Genomic DNA, 14,551 nt, shown 5'->3' on the forward strand with positions numbered 1-14,551 from the left:
CCGTCCGCCTGCGGCGTTCCGGCCTCCCGTCCACCACCACCGAGGCGGCGCGCCCCGACGCGCTGGTCCGGGCGGCGCTGCCCGCCGGGCCGCTGCACCCGGCGTCCCGCGCCGTGCCGCTGCGCGACGGCACGCGGGTGACCGTCCGGCCCATCGAGCCGCGCGACGCCGACGCGGTCCGCTCCCTGCACGAGCGGTGCTCCCTCGACAGCCGCCGGATGCGCTACTTCAGCCCGAAGCCGTACCCGCCGCCGCGCGCGATCGCGCGGTTCTGCGACCCGGCGCGCGGCCTCACGCTCGTCGCCGAGGGCCCGGACGGGTCGCTGCTCGCCCTCGCGCACCTGATCCACGTCCTCGACCCGGGCGTCGCGGAACTGGCGTTCCTGGTCGAGGACGCCTGGCAGGGCCGGGGCCTCGGCCGGGCGCTCGCCGAGCTGCTGGTGGCGCTGGCCCGCGAGCGCGGCCTGGTGGAGCTGCGCGCGACCGCGCTGAGCGAGAACGCGCGGATGCGGCGGCTGCTGACCTCGCTCGGCGGCCGGACGCGGCGCACCGACGAGCCCCACATCGTGGAGATCAGGCTGCGCGCGGACGGCCGCCCCGACCCGGGCGCGCTGGCAGGATGGCGGGGTGACCGGCATCTATGACGACCCCTGGGCCTACGAGCTGGCCTGCTCGTTCCGCGACGTGGCCGCCGAGACCGGCGCGGTGCTCGGCTGGTGCGCCGAGCACCGTCCGGACGCGGCCGGCCCCGTCCGGACGGTGCTGGAGCGGGCCGCCGGGCCCGCCGAGCACGCCCGCGAGCTGGCCCGGCTCGGCCTGGCCGCGACCGCGCTCGACCTGAGCCCGGCGATGTGCGCGTACGCGGCGCGCGAGGCCCGGCGCGCAGGGGTGGCGGTCGAGGTCGTCCAGGACGACATGACGACATTCGACCTGGGCCGCCGGTTCGACCTCGTCCTGACCATGCTGGACTCCACGTCCCACCTGATGACGCTGGACGCGTTCGTCGCGCACCTGCGCCGGGTCGCCGCGCACCTGGCACCCGGCGGCCTGTACGTGATCGAGATGTCGCACCCGCGCGACCGGCTGTCGGACGACCCGACCGTCAGCACCGGCTGGACGGTCGAGCGCGACGGCGTGCACGCCACGGTCCGGTGGGGCGAGCCGACCGACCTGCTCGACCCGGTCACCCAGATCGCCGACGACCACGTGACGATGACGATCGAGGCGGACGGCGCGACCCGCGTCATCGAGGACGTCGTGCCCTACCGGTTCTGGACCGCGACCGAGCTCGACGCCGCCATCCGGCTCGCCGGCGGGCTGGACGTCGCCGCCCGGTACGGCGACTTCGGGACCGGCGCGGACGCGGTGGCCCTCACCGATCCCGAAGCCTGGCGCATGATCACGCTCCTGCGCCCCTCGTCGATCAGCGCCGCCTGATCAGGGGGCGGTCGCCCAGCCCGGCATCGGGTAGCCGGCCAGCATCTCGCGGACCTCGCCCGCGACCCGCTCGACCACCGCCTCGTCCTGCCCGGCGGCCGCCCGCACGACCTCGTCGATCCAGGCCGCGATCTGCGGCATCCGCGCCTCGTCCAGCCCGCGGGTGGTGATCGCGCCGGTGCCGAGCCGCAGCCCGGACGGGTCGAACGGCTTGCGCGGGTCGAACGGGACCGCGTTGTAGTTCAGCTCGATGCCGGCGCGGTCCAGGGCCTGCGCGGCGGGCTTGCCGGCGACGCCCTTGTTCGTCAGGTCGATCAGGATGAGGTGGTTGTCGGTCCCGCCGGAGATCAGGTCGTAGCCGCGCTCCAGCAGCGCCGCCGCGAGGGCCTTGGCGTTCGCGACGACCTGGCGGGCGTACCGGGAGAAGTCCGGCGCCGCCGCCTCCTTCAGCGCGGCGGCGATCGCGGCCGTGGTGTGGTTGTGCGGGCCGCCCTGCAGGCCGGGGAACACCGCCTTGTCGACCGCCATGGCGTGCTCGGCCGTCGACATGATCATCGCGCCGCGCGGGCCGCGCAGCGTCTTGTGCGTGGTCGTGGTGATCACGTCGGCGTGCCCCACCGGGGACGGGTGCGCGCCGCCCGCGACCAGGCCCGCGATGTGCGCGATGTCGGCCGCCAGCACCGCCCCGACCTCGCGGGCGATCTCCGCGAACGCCGGGAAGTCGATGGTGCGGGGCACCGCCGTCCCGCCGCACCAGATCAGCTTCGGCCGCTCCTTGAGCGCCAGGTCGCGGACCTCGTCCATGTCGACGCGCCCGGTGTCGGCGCGCACCTCGTAGCGGACGGGCGAGAACCACTTGCCGGTCGCCGACACCGACCAGCCGTGCGTCAGATGGCCGCCCATCGGCAGCGACAGGCCCATCACCGGGTCGCCGGGGTCCAGGAACGCCAGGTAGACGGCGAGGTTGGCGGGCGACCCGGAGTACGGCTGGACGTTGGCGTGCTCGACGCCGAACAGCTCCTTGGCCCGGCCGATCGCCGCCAGCTCGATCGGGTCGACGTTCTGCTGGCCCTCGTAGTACCGCTTGCCGGCGTAGCCCTCGGAGTACTTGTTGGTCAGGACGGTGCCGGCGGCCTCCAGCACCGCCGCCGACACGTAGTTCTCCGAGGCGATCAGCCGGATCTTCTCGAACTGGCGGCGGGCCTCCGCCTCGACCAGTCCGGCGATCTCGAGGTCCGCGGCCTGCAGATGGGGAACGGCGGGCTCGTGCACGACTACCTCCGCGCTGCTTCGCGCCGGAACGCTCCGGGCGCCCCGGCAAGGGGACCCGTACACCCAGGCGCGCGGTGTGCGGACTAGTTTCGCTCCCCGGTGGTCGACTCCACCTTGACTGCGCCAGTCGCGTTCGCGCCATCATAGCGAGCCGCGTCCCGCACTCGCCGGGTCCGCGCCCGCCGGGTCCGCGACGGCACCGACACCACGGCCAGCCCGCCGAACAGCAGCAGCGCCCCCGCCGCGGCCTGCACGGACAGCCGCTCCCCGAGGACCGCGACGGCCAGCACCGCCGCCACCAGCGGCTCGGCGAGACTGAGCGTCCCCGCCGTCGCCGCGCTGACGCGGTGCAGGCCGGTGACGAAGAACATGTACGCGGCAGCGGTCGCCGCGATCCCGAGCCACGCCACCAGGACCGCCGACCGCGGCGCGGCGAGCGCCGGCAGGTCCGCGAGCGTCCAGGGCAGCAGCACCGACCCGCCCGCCAGCAGCGTCACCGACACCGCCGCCGCCATCCCCACCTCGTGGCCGGTCAGCACCTTCGCCGACACCGTGTACACGCCGAAGCAGACCCCGGCGACCAGGCTGAGCGCCACCCCGAGCGGGTCGACATGGACGTCCGGCCCCGGCGCCATCAGCAGCGCAACGCCGCCGACCGCGCAGGCCGTACCCCACCACCACCGCCGGCTCAGCCGCGCCCGCAGCACCAGCCGCTCGCACAGCCCGGTCGAGACGGGCGCGAGCCCGAACACGACGGCGGTCGCGACCGCGGCGCCCGTCCGGTCGACCGCGCTGAAGAACGACGCCTGGAAGACCCCGGTGGCGACGGACGCGGCGGCCAGCGGCGGCCAGGTGCGCCGCGACAGCGCCCGGAACGCCTTCCGGTCCGTCACGAGCACCAGCACGGCGAGGATGAGCCCGCCGGAGAAGATCCGCGCGCCGCCGATCGCCACCGGGCTCGCCGCCGAACCGGCCAGCACCTGCGCCGGACCCACCGTCCCCCACAGGACGCCGGCGGCCAGCACCAGCAGCGCGCCGGACGGAATGTTTCGTCGGCCCATGCAGCCGAAGCTAGGCAAGAGTACGGAAGTTTGCGCTGTGAGCCGTCATTCGTTCGGCTCCACAGCCTCACTCCGGCAATCCTTCGGTTTCGGCGCACCGGACGTCGCCTCAGGCGTACGGCGTTCGCCCGTCGCGCCGCTCGGCCGACGGAAGTTCGCCCTGCTCCCTCGGCTGGACGTAGTCGTACACCACGGTGGTGCGGACGTCCACGTACTCCTTGCGGCGGGCCAGCCGGTCGAGCACGAAGTCGCGCAGGTACGTGGTGCTGGGCACCGCCACGTGGACGAGGAGATCCTCGTTCCCCGTGACGACGAAGACGGCGACGGCCTCCGGCATGGCGGCCATGCTGTCGCGCGCCGACTCGATCGCCTCCCGCGACTGCGGCCGGATCCGGATCGAGATCAGCGCCTGCACGCCGCGGCCGAGCCTCTCGAAGTCGACCGCCGCGTGGAAGCCGGTGAGGATCCCGCGCGAGCGCAGCGCGCGCGTGCGCTCCAGCGCCGTCGACGGGGCGATCCCCACCGCCTCGGCCAGTTCCCGGTTGGTCTGCCGCCCGTCCCGCTGCAACCGCCGCAGGATCGCCTGGTCGACCGCGTCCATGGTTCCCCTCCCGGCTTCGCCGCCGCGTCCCGAACTCCCGCGCCCGAACATGCGCCGGAACCGGCCTTCCCCCGAAGAATATTCGCCGCTCCGCCGATGGCCAAAACGGGACTGCGGAGGCTGGTGATTTCACCGATGCCCGCGGGACGGCGGGGCGCCGACAATTGGCGGCCCACACGGACCGGCGGGGCGGACCGCCGAACGGGGAGTCGAGGTCATCGTGAGCGGGGCGCATCGGGAGACGGGACGGCGCGCGCGGCGGCGGACACGGCGCACGCGCCGGACCGTGGCGATCGTGGCGGTCGTGTGCATGGCGATCGCGGCGGTGCTCGCCACGTCGGTGTACGCGCTGTCGGCGATCACGTCGTGCTCCGGCGGCGTGACGACGCTCGACGCGGCCGTCGCCCCGGAACTGGCGCCCGCCGTGTCCGCGGTGGCCGCCGACTTCAACGGCGCCGACCACCGCGCGGGCGGGAAATGCGTGCGGGTCACCGTGCGCGCGGCCGGCCCGGCGGGGGTCACGGCGCTGCTGTCCGGGCAGATCCCCCGGGGCTCGGGCGTGCGCCTCCCGGACGTGTGGGTACCGGACTCCTCGCTGTGGCTGCGGCTGCTGGCGAAGCCGCCGCGCCTGGCGGGTGGGCCGTTAGCCCGCTCGCCTCTCGTCGCCGCGGTCCCGGCGGCGCGGGCCACGCGGACGCCCGGCTCGTGGAAGGACCTGCTGGGCGCGGCCGAACCCGGCGAGCGGAGCTCCCGGGCGGTCGGCCTCGTCCTGCCCGACCCGGCCCGGACCGGCGCCGGGCTCGCCGCGCTGCTGGTCGCGCGGGAACGCGAGGGCGACGCGGCGTTCGCGGCGTTCGCGCGGTCGGTGCGGGAGAGCACCGCACCGGACGCGACCCGGGCGTTCGGCGCGCTGGCCGGGTCCTCGGCGCGGCCTGAGCCCGTCCTGGCCGTCCCGGAGCAGGCCGTGTGGGAGCACGACCGGCGCGAGCCGTCGGAGCCCGTCCAGGCCGTCTACCCGCGCGACGGGACCCTGTCCCTGGACTATCCGGTCGCGATCCTCGACGACCGTCCCGGCGCGCGGCTGTTCGAGCACGCGCTGCGCGGCGGAACCGCCCGCGAGCACCTCCGCTCGGCGGGCTTCCGCGACCCCGCCGGGCGGGCGCCGGCCGCGTTCGGCCGCACACCCGGCCTGACCGCGGCCAGGCCCGCCGTCCTCGCCGACCCCGAACCCGCCCTCGTCCGGCGGACGGCGCAGGAATGGGCGCGGCTGACGCTCGGCTCCCGGATGCTGTCGGTGATCGACGTCTCCGGATCGATGGCGCAGCCGGTGCCCGGCACCCGGCTGACCCGGCTGCAGGCGATCGCGCAGGCCTCCCAGGAGGGCCTGGCACTGCAGCCCGACGACACCGAACTCGGCCAGTGGATCTTCTCCACGCGGCTGGACGGAGACCGGGACTGGCGGCGGACCGTCCCGATGGGCCCGCTCGGCGGCCGGGTCGGCTCGGTCACCCGCCGGCAGCGCATCCTCAGCGCGCTGGCGGCGCTGCGCCCGAAACCGGACGGCGCGACCGGCCTGTACGACACCGTGCTCGCCGCCGTCCGGTACATGCGCCGCACCTACCGGCCGGAGATGGTCAACACGGTGCTGCTGTTCACCGACGGCCGCAACGACGACCCCGGCGGCCCCTCCCTGGACCGCACGGTCGCCGCGCTGCGCGCCGGACGGGAGGCGACCCGCCCGGTGCAGATCATCGTCATCGGTTTCGGCCCGGACGTCGACACCGCCGAGCTGCGGCGGCTCGCCGACGCCACCGGCGGCAGCGTCTACACCGCCCGCGTCCCGCAGGACATCATGCGGATCTTCGGCGAGGCCACCGCCCGCCGCCTCTGCGCGCCCTCCTGCTGAGCCGCCGCGCCGACCGCACCCCGAGACGGCGAAGGCCCGACCCCCCTGCGGGGACCGGGCCAGGACACCGGTGCGCGGCGTCGCCGTGCGGGCGGAGCGTCAGCTCCGGCCCGCGGCCTCCAGGGCCCTCTTGACGGCGGCGCGCTTCTCGCGCAGCTTGGCGAGCGCCTCCTCGAGGATGGCCTCGCCGTCCTCGTCGCTGCGCCGCTCCTTCACGTACGCCAGATGCGTCTTGTAGGGCTCGGTCTTCGGCGGCGCCGGAGGGTTCTCCGCGTCCTGGCCGGCCGGGAACCCGCAGCGCGGGCAGTCCCACGTCTCGGGGACCGCGACGTCGGTCGCGAAGCTGGGGCGCGTCTCGTGCCGGTTGGCGCAGTAGAAGGTCACCCAGACGCGGGGGGCGGCGTCGCCGCGCTCCGCCTCCCCCATTGGACCGGCCCCGACGCGGCTGCCCCGAATCGCGTTGCCACTACCCACGGACTACTCCTCGCTTTGTGTGCCGCGGCCGCCAGGGACCTCCGAGGACGGCGCGGCGCTCGAACGTGTTTGGACGGGCGGCTCAGCCGACGCCCTTGTGCTTGAACAGCAGCCCGAGCACGATGATCGAGGCGAACCAGACCACCCCGACGCCGATCGTCAGCCGGTCCAGGTTGCGCTCCACCACCGACGAGCCGCCGAGCGACGACGAGACGCCGCCGCCGAACATGTCGGACAGTCCCCCGCCCTTGCCCTTGTGCATCAGGACGAGGACCACCATCAGCAGACTCGTGACGATGAGCACGATGGACGATGCGATGATCACAGTTCTTCAGCGCCTTCTCTGGCAGGCCCCGCGGGAGACGGGGCCTCGTCTGTAGGGACGGAGGATCGAGCCGGGCGGTTTACCCGTGCAGTACGAAGGGTACGACGAACTACCGCCTGGTTCGGCAAGAACCCCCATGTCACGCGGAATTGATCAGTTTTGATCAGGCCGGGAACTCCCGGTACCGGCAGATCTTGACGAACTCGCCCGGGTCGAGGCTGGCACCACCGACCAACGCGCCGTCCACGTCGTCCTGCGCCATCAGCTTGGCGATGTTGTCGCCCTTCACCGAGCCGCCGTACAGGATGCGCACCTGGTCGGCGAGCCCGCCGTCGTACAGCTCGGCGAGCCGGGTCCGGACGGCGGCGCAGACCTCCTGCGCGTCCTGCGGCGTGGCGACCTCGCCGGTGCCGATCGCCCAGACCGGCTCGTAGGCGATCACGCTGCGCCGCACCTGGTCGGCGGGGATCTTCTCCAGCGCCCCGTCGATCTGCGCCAGGACGTGCGCGACGTGCGCGCCGGCCTTGCGCACCTCCAGGCCCTCGCCCACGCAGATGATCGGGTTCATCTCGGCGCCCAGGACCGCCTTGGCCTTGGCGTTGACGAGCGCGTCGTCCTCGCCGTGGTACTCGCGCCGCTCCGAGTGCCCGACGATCGCGTAGGAGCAGCCCAGCTTCGCCAGCATGGACGCGGCGATCTCGCCGGTGTAGGCGCCGGAGGCGTGCTGCGAGACGTCCTGCGCACCGTACTGGATGGCGTACCGGTCGGCCTCGATCACCGTCTGCACCGAGCGCAGGTCGGTGAACGGCGGGCATACGACGACGTCGACGGCCTCGAAGTCGGGCTCCTTCAGCGCGAACGCCATCTTCTGGACGAGCAGGATCGCGTCCAGGTGGTTCTTGTTCATCTTCCAGTTGCCGGCCATCAGCGGCTTGCGGCCGGTCTGCTTTCCGGAAGGGGTCGCGGGGGCCATCGGTCAGTCCTCCAGTGCCTGCAGGCCGGGCAGCGCCTTGCCCTCGAGGTATTCGAGGCTGGCGCCGCCGCCGGTCGAGATGTGCGAGAAGGCTCCCTCGTCGAAGCCGAGCTGCCGGACGGCCGCGGCGGAGTCGCCACCGCCGACCACGGTGAACGCGCCGGAGTCGATCAGGCCCTGCGCGACGGCGCGGGTGCCGTGCGAGTACGGCTCCATCTCGAACACGCCCATCGGGCCGTTCCAGAACACCGTCCTCGCGCCGGCCAGGCGCGCGGCGAACAGCTTGCCGGACTCGGGGCCGATGTCCAGGCCGAGCCGGTCGGCGGGGATCGCGTCGGCCGCGACGACCTCGTGGTCGGCGTCCGCCGCGAACGCGGTCGCGGCGACGACGTCCACCGGGAGCACGAACTCCACGCCGCTCTCCTCGGCGCGCCGCAGGTACTCGCGGACGGTGCCGAGCTGGTCCTCCTCCAGCAGGCTGTTGCCGACCTCGTGGCCCTGCGCCTTGAGGAAGGTGAAGACCATGCCGCCGCCGATCAGGATGCGGTCGGCCTTGCCGAGCAGGTTGTCGATCACGCCGAGCTTGTCGGAGACCTTGGAGCCGCCGAGGACGACCGCGTAGGGCCGCTCGACCTGCTCGGTGAGCTTCTCCAGCACCGACACCTCGGTGGCGATCAGGTCGCCCGCCGCGTGCGGCAGCCGCTTCGGCACGTCGTAGACGGAGGCGTGCTTGCGGTGCACCGCGCCGAACCCGTCGCCGACATAGACGTCGGCGAGAGCGGCCAGCTTGTCGGCGAACGCGCCGCGCTCGGCGTCGTCCTTGCTGGTCTCGCCCGGCTCGAAGCGCAGGTTCTCCAGCAGCGCGACGTCGCCGTCGCCGAGCCCGGAGACGGCCGCGTGCGCGGACGCGCCGGCGACGTCGTCGGCGAACACCACGCGGACGCCGAGCAGCTCGCCGAGCCGGATCGCCACCGGGCCGAGCGAGAACTCGGACTTGACCTCGCCCTTCGGGCGGCCGAGGTGGGCGCAGACGACGACCTTGGCGCCCTTGTCGCGCAGCGCCTCGATCGTGGGCAGGCTGGCCCGGATCCGGCCGTCGTCGGTGATCCGGCCGTCCTGCAGCGGGACGTTCAGGTCCGCGCGGACCAGCACCTTCCGCCCGGCGACGTCCAGATCGTCAATGGTGCGCATCGGGATGCGGATTCCTTCCGGATACGGCCCCGCCGTGGCCGCGCACTGGGCGCGGCCACGGCGGGAACGGGACTCTGGTCCTAGGGCGGTGCCACCCGAGGGGGGACGACCCCCCACACCCCCCGTGCCGACTTCGTCGGGATTCAGAGCTGCGAGCCGACGAGCTTCACGAGGTCGACGAGGCGGTTGGAGTAGCCCCACTCGTTGTCGTACCAGCCGACGACCTTCACCTGGTCGCCGATGACCTTGGTCAGCCCGGAGTCGAAGATGCACGACGACGGGTCGGTGACGATGTCGCTGGAGACGATCGGGTCCTCGGTGTAGGTGAGGTAGCCCTTGAGCGCGCCCTCCTCGGCGGCCTTCCTGAACGCCTCGTTGACCTCCGCGGCGGTGACCTCGCGCGACAGGGTCGCGGTGAGGTCGGTGGCCGAGCCGGTCGGCACCGGGACGCGCAGCGCGTAGCCGTCCAGCTTGCCGTTCAGCTCCGGCAGCACCAGGCCGATGGCCTTGGCGGCGCCGGTGGAGGTCGGCACCACGTTCAGCGCGGCGGCGCGGGCGCGGCGCAGGTCCTTGTGCGGCGCGTCCTGCAGGTTCTGGTCCTGCGTGTAGGCGTGGATCGTCGTCATCAGGCCCTTCTCGATGACGAAGTTGTCGTGCAGGACCTTCGCCAGCGGGGCCAAGCAGTTGGTGGTGCAGGAGGCGTTGGAGATCACCGTGTGGTTCGCCGGGTCGTACTTGTCCTCGTTGACGCCCAGGACGACGGTGAGGTCCTCGTTCTTGGCCGGGGCCGAGATGATGACCTTCTTGGCGCCGTTGTCGGCGTGCACCTTGGCCTTGGTGGCGTCGGTGAAGAACCCGGTGGACTCGACGACGATGTCGGCGCCGACGTCGCTCCACTTGAGGTTCGCGGGGTCGCGCTCCTCGAACGCCTTGATCGACTTGCCGCCGACGACGATCTCGTCGGCGGTGGCGCGCACGTCCTCGGGGAAGCGGCCGAGGATGCTGTCGTACTTGAGCAGCTGGGCGAGCGTGGCGTTGTCGGTCAGGTCGTTGACCGCCACGATCTCGATGTCGGCTCCGCCGGCCTTCACGGCGCGGTAGAAGTTGCGGCCGATCCGGCCGAACCCGTTGATGCCTACTCGGATGGTCACGGAACGGCTCTCCTCGTACGTCGTGTCGCCCGGTGGCACCAGGCTGTCAACTGCGGTCTCCCGGGGTCTCCCCCGCTCTCGACCCTATCCAATGACCCGCGGGTAGCCCGACACCGGCGGCGGTGGATTCGCGGGTGACGCGCCCTCCCCCGGGCGGGGGAGCCGCCGGCGCCGCCCGATTTGACGATCATCACTAGACTCCCGCCATGCGGCGCGGGTGGTTCGTCCTTGTCATCGGGGGGTTGATCGCCTGCTGCCTGACCGCAACGGCCTCGGCCGCGCCGGCCGCGAAGCCGCCCGCGGCGCAGACGCGCATCGGCTCCATCACGGCCCAGCTGAAGCGCGATCCCGTCTACGTCACCGACCAGGTGCCCCGGCTGCTGCCTCCCGGGACCGCCGGGAAGATCAAGGCGCTGGTCGGCCGGCTCGGCGTCCCGGCCTACGTCGTGGTGACGCTGCCCTCCCGCGTCCGGGACGACGGCACCGAGGCCCCGTCCGACCTGGAGTCCCTGGTGCCCGTGCTGCACGACCGGCTCGGCAAGGACGGCGTCTACCTCGTCGTCGATCCCAGCGGCGCCCTCGGCGAGGTGCAGCAGTTCGGTGGGACGCGGCGGATCGACGTCGAGCACGCCTACCAGGCCGCGACGTCGGAGCTGCCCTACGAGGCGGGCCTGCTGAGCGTCCTCGACCGGTTCGTGGAGATCGCCCTCTCCGGCCACGCCGAGGAGCGGGCCCGTCACCCGTCGCCCCGGCCCGAGTCCGCGACCCGGCGGGAGCTGGACGCCTACGACCGCGGCAACCACCGGGCCGCCGTCAGGAACGACACCGCGTTCGGCATCGGCGCCGGGCTCGGCGGCCTGATCGTCCTGGGCCTGCTGGCGGGACGCCGGATACGCCGCGGCAGGCGGCGGCCCGTCCCCGGAAAGAAACCGGTCCGCAAGAAGCCGAAGCGGCCCGCCGGGCGGGGAGGGAAGCGATGAGGCGCGTCGTAGTCGGCGTCACGGCGGCGGCCCTCGCGATGTTGCCCGCCCCCGCCTCGGCCGCCCCCGACCCGCGCTACTCCGGCCACCGCCTCGACCGCGTCGCCGCCGCGCTCGCCAAGGACCCGCTCTTCGTCGACCCGGACGTGGACGTCGCGCTCGGCGCCGCCGACCGCGCCCGCGTCGACACGGCGATCAGGGCCGCCGCCCGGCGCGTCACGGTCCCGATCCTGGTCGTGGTGGCCCCCAACCCGCTCGACTCGGAGTCGCAGGGCAAGGACGACGCCTTCCTGTCCGCGCTGCACGGCGTCACGCACCGCGACGGCCTCTACCTGATGGTCGGCGAAGACGGCTACATGCTCGGCCAGGGCTGGAACGTGCCGCGCGACATCGACCTGGACGTCGTGGGGCAGGACGGCCTGCCCGACTACGAACCGCCCGATATCCACCGCCCGTTCAGCGGCCTCGCCGTCCGGCTGATCAAGCGCGTGAACACCTGGGCTTCCGCGCCCGCCGCACCGCCCACGTCGTCCCCCGCGCTCCTCAGCCCCCCGGTCCCCTTCGGGCAAGAGGACGATCATCCGCTGACGCCGGACAAGCCCACGGTCAAGAGCCACTTCCTGCGCGGGTTCCTCCTCGTCGGGCCGCTGTCGGCGGTCGCGCTGTACTGGGCCGGGATCGGCTCGGCCGCCGCCGGCCGCCGCTGGTTCCGCCGCGGCGGGTCCCGGGGCGCCGTCGCGGGCCTGGCGGCGCAGGCCGAGGCGCACCCCGGCGCGCCTTCCAAGCCCTCGGAGCGGTGGCTGCGACGCACCGCGTCCGCCGAGCTGGACCGGCTGCGCGACCGGCTGCCCGACGCGTCCGGCAACCGGGGCCGCGCCTTCGCCCTCGCCGCCTTCGACGCCGCGCAGATCCTCTACGACGACGTGGACGAGGACCCCGGCCACGCCCTCGACCTCGTCGGCGTGATCGTCCTGGCCAGGCAGGGACGGCGTGCCCTCGCCGGGCAGATGACCGCCCCTCCGCCGCCATGCTTCGTGAACCCGCTGCACGGCGACTCCACCCGCCGCAAGACCGTGCCGCTGCCCGGCGACGCCGACGGCGGCAAGCCCCGCCGGCAGCCGGTGTGCACGGCCTGCTTCGGCGCGTCCGGCAAGGAGATAGCGGACCGCGTCCTGCGTGTCCAAGGCCCGGACGGCCTCGCGCCCCATTACGCGGTCCCCGGCGTGTGGCGGGACGCGGCGTGGGGTTCCCGCGGAAACGACCTCGTCAAACGCGTGATGGAGTACCTCGGTGTCGAGTAAGCCCTCCCCCGGCGCGCGCATCGCCGCCGCGCTGCGCCGCTCCCCGATCTACGTCGACCCGTCGTACGCGTCGGCGCTGCCCGTCGCGGACCGGCGGCGCCTCGCGGCCCGGCTCAAGAAGATGCCGGTGCCGACCTACATCGTGCTGGTGCCGCTCGTCCAGGGCGGCACCTGGAACGACGACAAGCAGCTCGCGACGGTCGTGCACAGCCGCCTGGGGCGGGACGGGATCTTCGTCACCTTCCACGAGTCCACCGACGAGCTGATGGGGCACGAGTGGGGCGGCGACCACGCCGCCGACGACGCCGCCTGGGCCGTCAACTGGGACGACTCGCTGGACGGCGCGTCCCTCGCGGCGCGGCTCACCCGCTACACCGACCTGATCATCTCGGGCACCGCCACGAAGGTCTACAAGCAGGAATCTGCGGAGATCGACCGCAATTACCAGGCGCATCTGAAGTCGTCGGCCCCGAAGGCGAAGAAGAAGGACGGCGGTACCGGCCTCGTGCTGCCGCTCGCCGCGGGCGGTGCCGGCGTCGCGGTCGCCGCCGTCGCGGGCGTCCTGCTGTGGCGGCGCCGCCGCATGGCCGCCGTCCGCCGCGAGGCCGGCGACGGCCTGCTGCTGCCGCGCACCGTGTTCGCCACCGCCGGCAAGGCGAGCGAGGACCAGCTGCGCGAGCAGGCGTCCCACGAGGTCATCGCCTTCGGCGAACTGCTGGACGACTCGACGACCACCGGTGGCGAGCGCGCCGGGGCCCTCATGACGCGAGCTCTCGACGCCTACCAGGCCGCGGCGAAGACCCTGGACGCCGCGCAGGACATCCCCGACCTCGCCGGAGTCCTCGTCCTGCTCGACCAGGGACGCGACGCGCTCGCCTCGGCCCATGCGCTCGCCGAAGGGAAGCCCGAGGTGCCGCCGAGCCCGCTGTGCTTCTTCAACCCGCTGCACGGCGACGGCCCCGCCGAGCTGGACTGGCGGCCGCTCGGCTCCCGCCGCCGCCTCCACGTGCACGCCTGCCGCGCCTGCGCCCGCGCGGCGCGCGCCCGCGAGACCCCCGACGTGCTCATGGACCGCCGCGACGGCCGGGACGTCCCCTACTTCGAGGCCGACCCGGCCCGCAGCGTCTGGGCCGAGACCGGCTACGGCCAGCTCCGCGACGACCTGATCCACCGCGTCCTCAGAGGCGACCTCCGCAAGAGCTGAACGCCGGCGTCAGCTGCCGTACGGCCGCCCCTTCAGCACCCGGCCGGTGGGGCCGAGGATCCGCAGACCGCGGCCGATCCGGATACCGGGGCCCGGGCTCGGGTAAACGGTCGGCCGCGTCGCGAAGACCAGTGCCGTGCCCGAGATCGCCGGCCGCCGAACGCAGACGATCTCTCCCCCGGCGTCGCAGGTCACGCGCGTCCAGCCGCCGCCCGGGCGCAGCAGCTCGAAGCCTCCGACGGCGTCGGTGCTGTAGCCGATCCAGGCGACCGGCTCCCCGGCGCGGGCCTCGACCGGGTGCGGCGCCTGGCCGAGCATGAAATTGGGGATGCGTTGGGCTCCGCTCCGTCCCCCGCCCGCGACCGTCTGGCAGCTCGTCCGCCCGGTGTCCAAGCGGACGATCTCCAGCTTGACCTGACCGCCGGTGCCGGTGGCGATCAGCCACTGGTCCCAGCCGGGGATGCGCAGCGCGCCCACCTTCTGCAGCGCCGAGGCGGCCGCGCGTGCGTCGAGGCGGCCGTGGCAGATCCCCGCCACCCGAATGGCATGCTCCGGCGACCCGATGGGGGGATAGGACGTCACGGCCGGCGCCGCGGGACCGGTCCGAGGGGCGCGGCCGTCCATCACCATGCCGGGCACGAGCGCGGCGGCCGCCGCGGCGACCGTCGCCGCGCC

14 protein-coding genes, 1 pseudogene and 1 riboswitch are annotated in these 14,551 nt (G+C 73.8%); of the genes and pseudogenes, 6 read left to right on the forward strand and 9 right to left on the reverse strand.

The features are described 5' to 3' along the window. Positions 1 to 644: GNAT family N-acetyltransferase (locus tag ABD296_RS46250; protein ID WP_344283760.1), on the forward strand; the 644-nt coding region annotated here is incomplete at its 5' end. Beyond that, the gene (locus ABD296_RS46255; RefSeq protein WP_344283763.1) at positions 628 to 1,437 is read left to right on the forward strand and encodes a class I SAM-dependent methyltransferase; all 810 of its coding nucleotides are present in this window, start codon (positions 628 to 630) and stop codon (positions 1,435 to 1,437) included. The genes ABD296_RS46250 and ABD296_RS46255, both read left to right, overlap by 17 nt. On the opposite strand, the gene glyA is transcribed toward ABD296_RS46255, so the two are convergent. From glyA to ABD296_RS46265, 3 genes and pseudogenes are all read right to left on the reverse strand, one after another. After that, the gene (gene glyA / locus ABD296_RS46260; RefSeq protein WP_344283766.1) at positions 1,438 to 2,709 is read right to left on the reverse strand and encodes a serine hydroxymethyltransferase; all 1,272 of its coding nucleotides are present in this window, start codon (positions 2,707 to 2,709) and stop codon (positions 1,438 to 1,440) included. It abuts the gene before it with no gap. 54 nt (positions 2,710 to 2,763) lie between these two features. After that, positions 2,764 to 2,850, reverse strand: a riboswitch (ZMP/ZTP riboswitch). A 71-nt stretch (positions 2,851 to 2,921) separates the two neighbouring features. Further along, positions 2,922 to 3,770: pseudogene (locus tag ABD296_RS50770) on the reverse strand (DMT family transporter); the annotation flags it as partial. A gap of 109 nt (positions 3,771 to 3,879) precedes the next feature. Further along, positions 3,880 to 4,371: an Lrp/AsnC family transcriptional regulator gene (locus ABD296_RS46265; protein ID WP_344283769.1), complete on the reverse strand. Its 492-nt coding sequence runs from the start codon at positions 4,369 to 4,371 to the stop codon at positions 3,880 to 3,882. A gap of 220 nt (positions 4,372 to 4,591) precedes the next feature. Here ABD296_RS46265 and ABD296_RS46270 point away from each other — a divergent pair, with 220 nt between their 5' ends. Continuing rightward, positions 4,592 to 6,277 carry a substrate-binding and VWA domain-containing protein gene (locus ABD296_RS46270; RefSeq protein ID WP_344283772.1) on the forward strand — a complete coding sequence of 562 codons (1,686 nt, stop codon included), beginning with the start codon at positions 4,592 to 4,594 and terminating at the stop codon, positions 6,275 to 6,277. A 99-nt stretch (positions 6,278 to 6,376) separates the two neighbouring features. On the opposite strand, the gene ABD296_RS46275 is transcribed toward ABD296_RS46270, so the two are convergent. The 5 genes from ABD296_RS46275 to gap all read right to left on the reverse strand — a co-directional run bounded on the left by ABD296_RS46275 (position 6,377) and on the right by gap (position 10,391). Further along, a complete protein-coding gene (locus ABD296_RS46275; RefSeq protein ID WP_190856304.1) occupies positions 6,377 to 6,751 on the reverse strand; it encodes an RNA polymerase-binding protein RbpA in 375 nt (124 codons plus the stop codon). Positions 6,752 to 6,833: 82 nt separating this feature from the next. Then, positions 6,834 to 7,076, reverse strand: coding sequence for a preprotein translocase subunit SecG (secG, locus tag ABD296_RS46280; RefSeq protein WP_344283780.1), 243 nt, complete (start codon positions 7,074 to 7,076; stop codon positions 6,834 to 6,836). 163 nt (positions 7,077 to 7,239) lie between these two features. Continuing rightward, on the reverse strand, positions 7,240 to 8,049 hold the full coding sequence (gene tpiA / locus ABD296_RS46285; protein ID WP_344283782.1) for a triose-phosphate isomerase: 810 nt from the start codon (positions 8,047 to 8,049) through the stop codon (positions 7,240 to 7,242). A gap of 3 nt (positions 8,050 to 8,052) precedes the next feature. After that, complete coding sequence (locus ABD296_RS46290) at positions 8,053 to 9,240, reverse strand: phosphoglycerate kinase (protein ID WP_344283785.1); 1,188 nt, start codon at positions 9,238 to 9,240, stop codon at positions 8,053 to 8,055. Between the two features lie 143 nt (positions 9,241 to 9,383). Continuing rightward, complete coding sequence (gene gap, locus ABD296_RS46295) at positions 9,384 to 10,391, reverse strand: type I glyceraldehyde-3-phosphate dehydrogenase (RefSeq protein ID WP_344283788.1); 1,008 nt, start codon at positions 10,389 to 10,391, stop codon at positions 9,384 to 9,386. Between the two features lie 206 nt (positions 10,392 to 10,597). On the opposite strand from gap, the gene ABD296_RS46300 reads away from it, so the two are divergent. The 3 genes from ABD296_RS46300 to ABD296_RS46310 are packed head-to-tail and all read left to right on the forward strand — an operon-like array spanning position 10,598 to position 13,876. Further along, positions 10,598 to 11,371: a hypothetical protein gene (locus tag ABD296_RS46300; protein WP_344283791.1), complete on the forward strand. Its 774-nt coding sequence runs from the start codon at positions 10,598 to 10,600 to the stop codon at positions 11,369 to 11,371. After that, complete coding sequence (locus tag ABD296_RS46305) at positions 11,368 to 12,672, forward strand: hypothetical protein (RefSeq protein WP_344283793.1); 1,305 nt, start codon at positions 11,368 to 11,370, stop codon at positions 12,670 to 12,672. Before ABD296_RS46300 ends, ABD296_RS46305 begins: the two co-directional genes overlap by 4 nt. Further along, a complete protein-coding gene (locus ABD296_RS46310; protein WP_344283795.1) occupies positions 12,662 to 13,876 on the forward strand; it encodes a hypothetical protein in 1,215 nt (404 codons plus the stop codon). Before ABD296_RS46305 ends, ABD296_RS46310 begins: the two co-directional genes overlap by 11 nt. Positions 13,877 to 13,885: 9 nt before the next feature. Here ABD296_RS46310 and ABD296_RS46315 read toward each other — a convergent pair. Beyond that, positions 13,886 to 14,551 (reverse strand): hypothetical protein (locus ABD296_RS46315; protein ID WP_344283798.1); only part of this gene is annotated, 666 nt, incomplete at its 5' end.

Source organism: Actinomadura napierensis (assembly GCF_039529375.1).
GTDB lineage: Bacteria > Actinomycetota > Actinomycetes > Streptosporangiales > Streptosporangiaceae > Spirillospora > Spirillospora napierensis.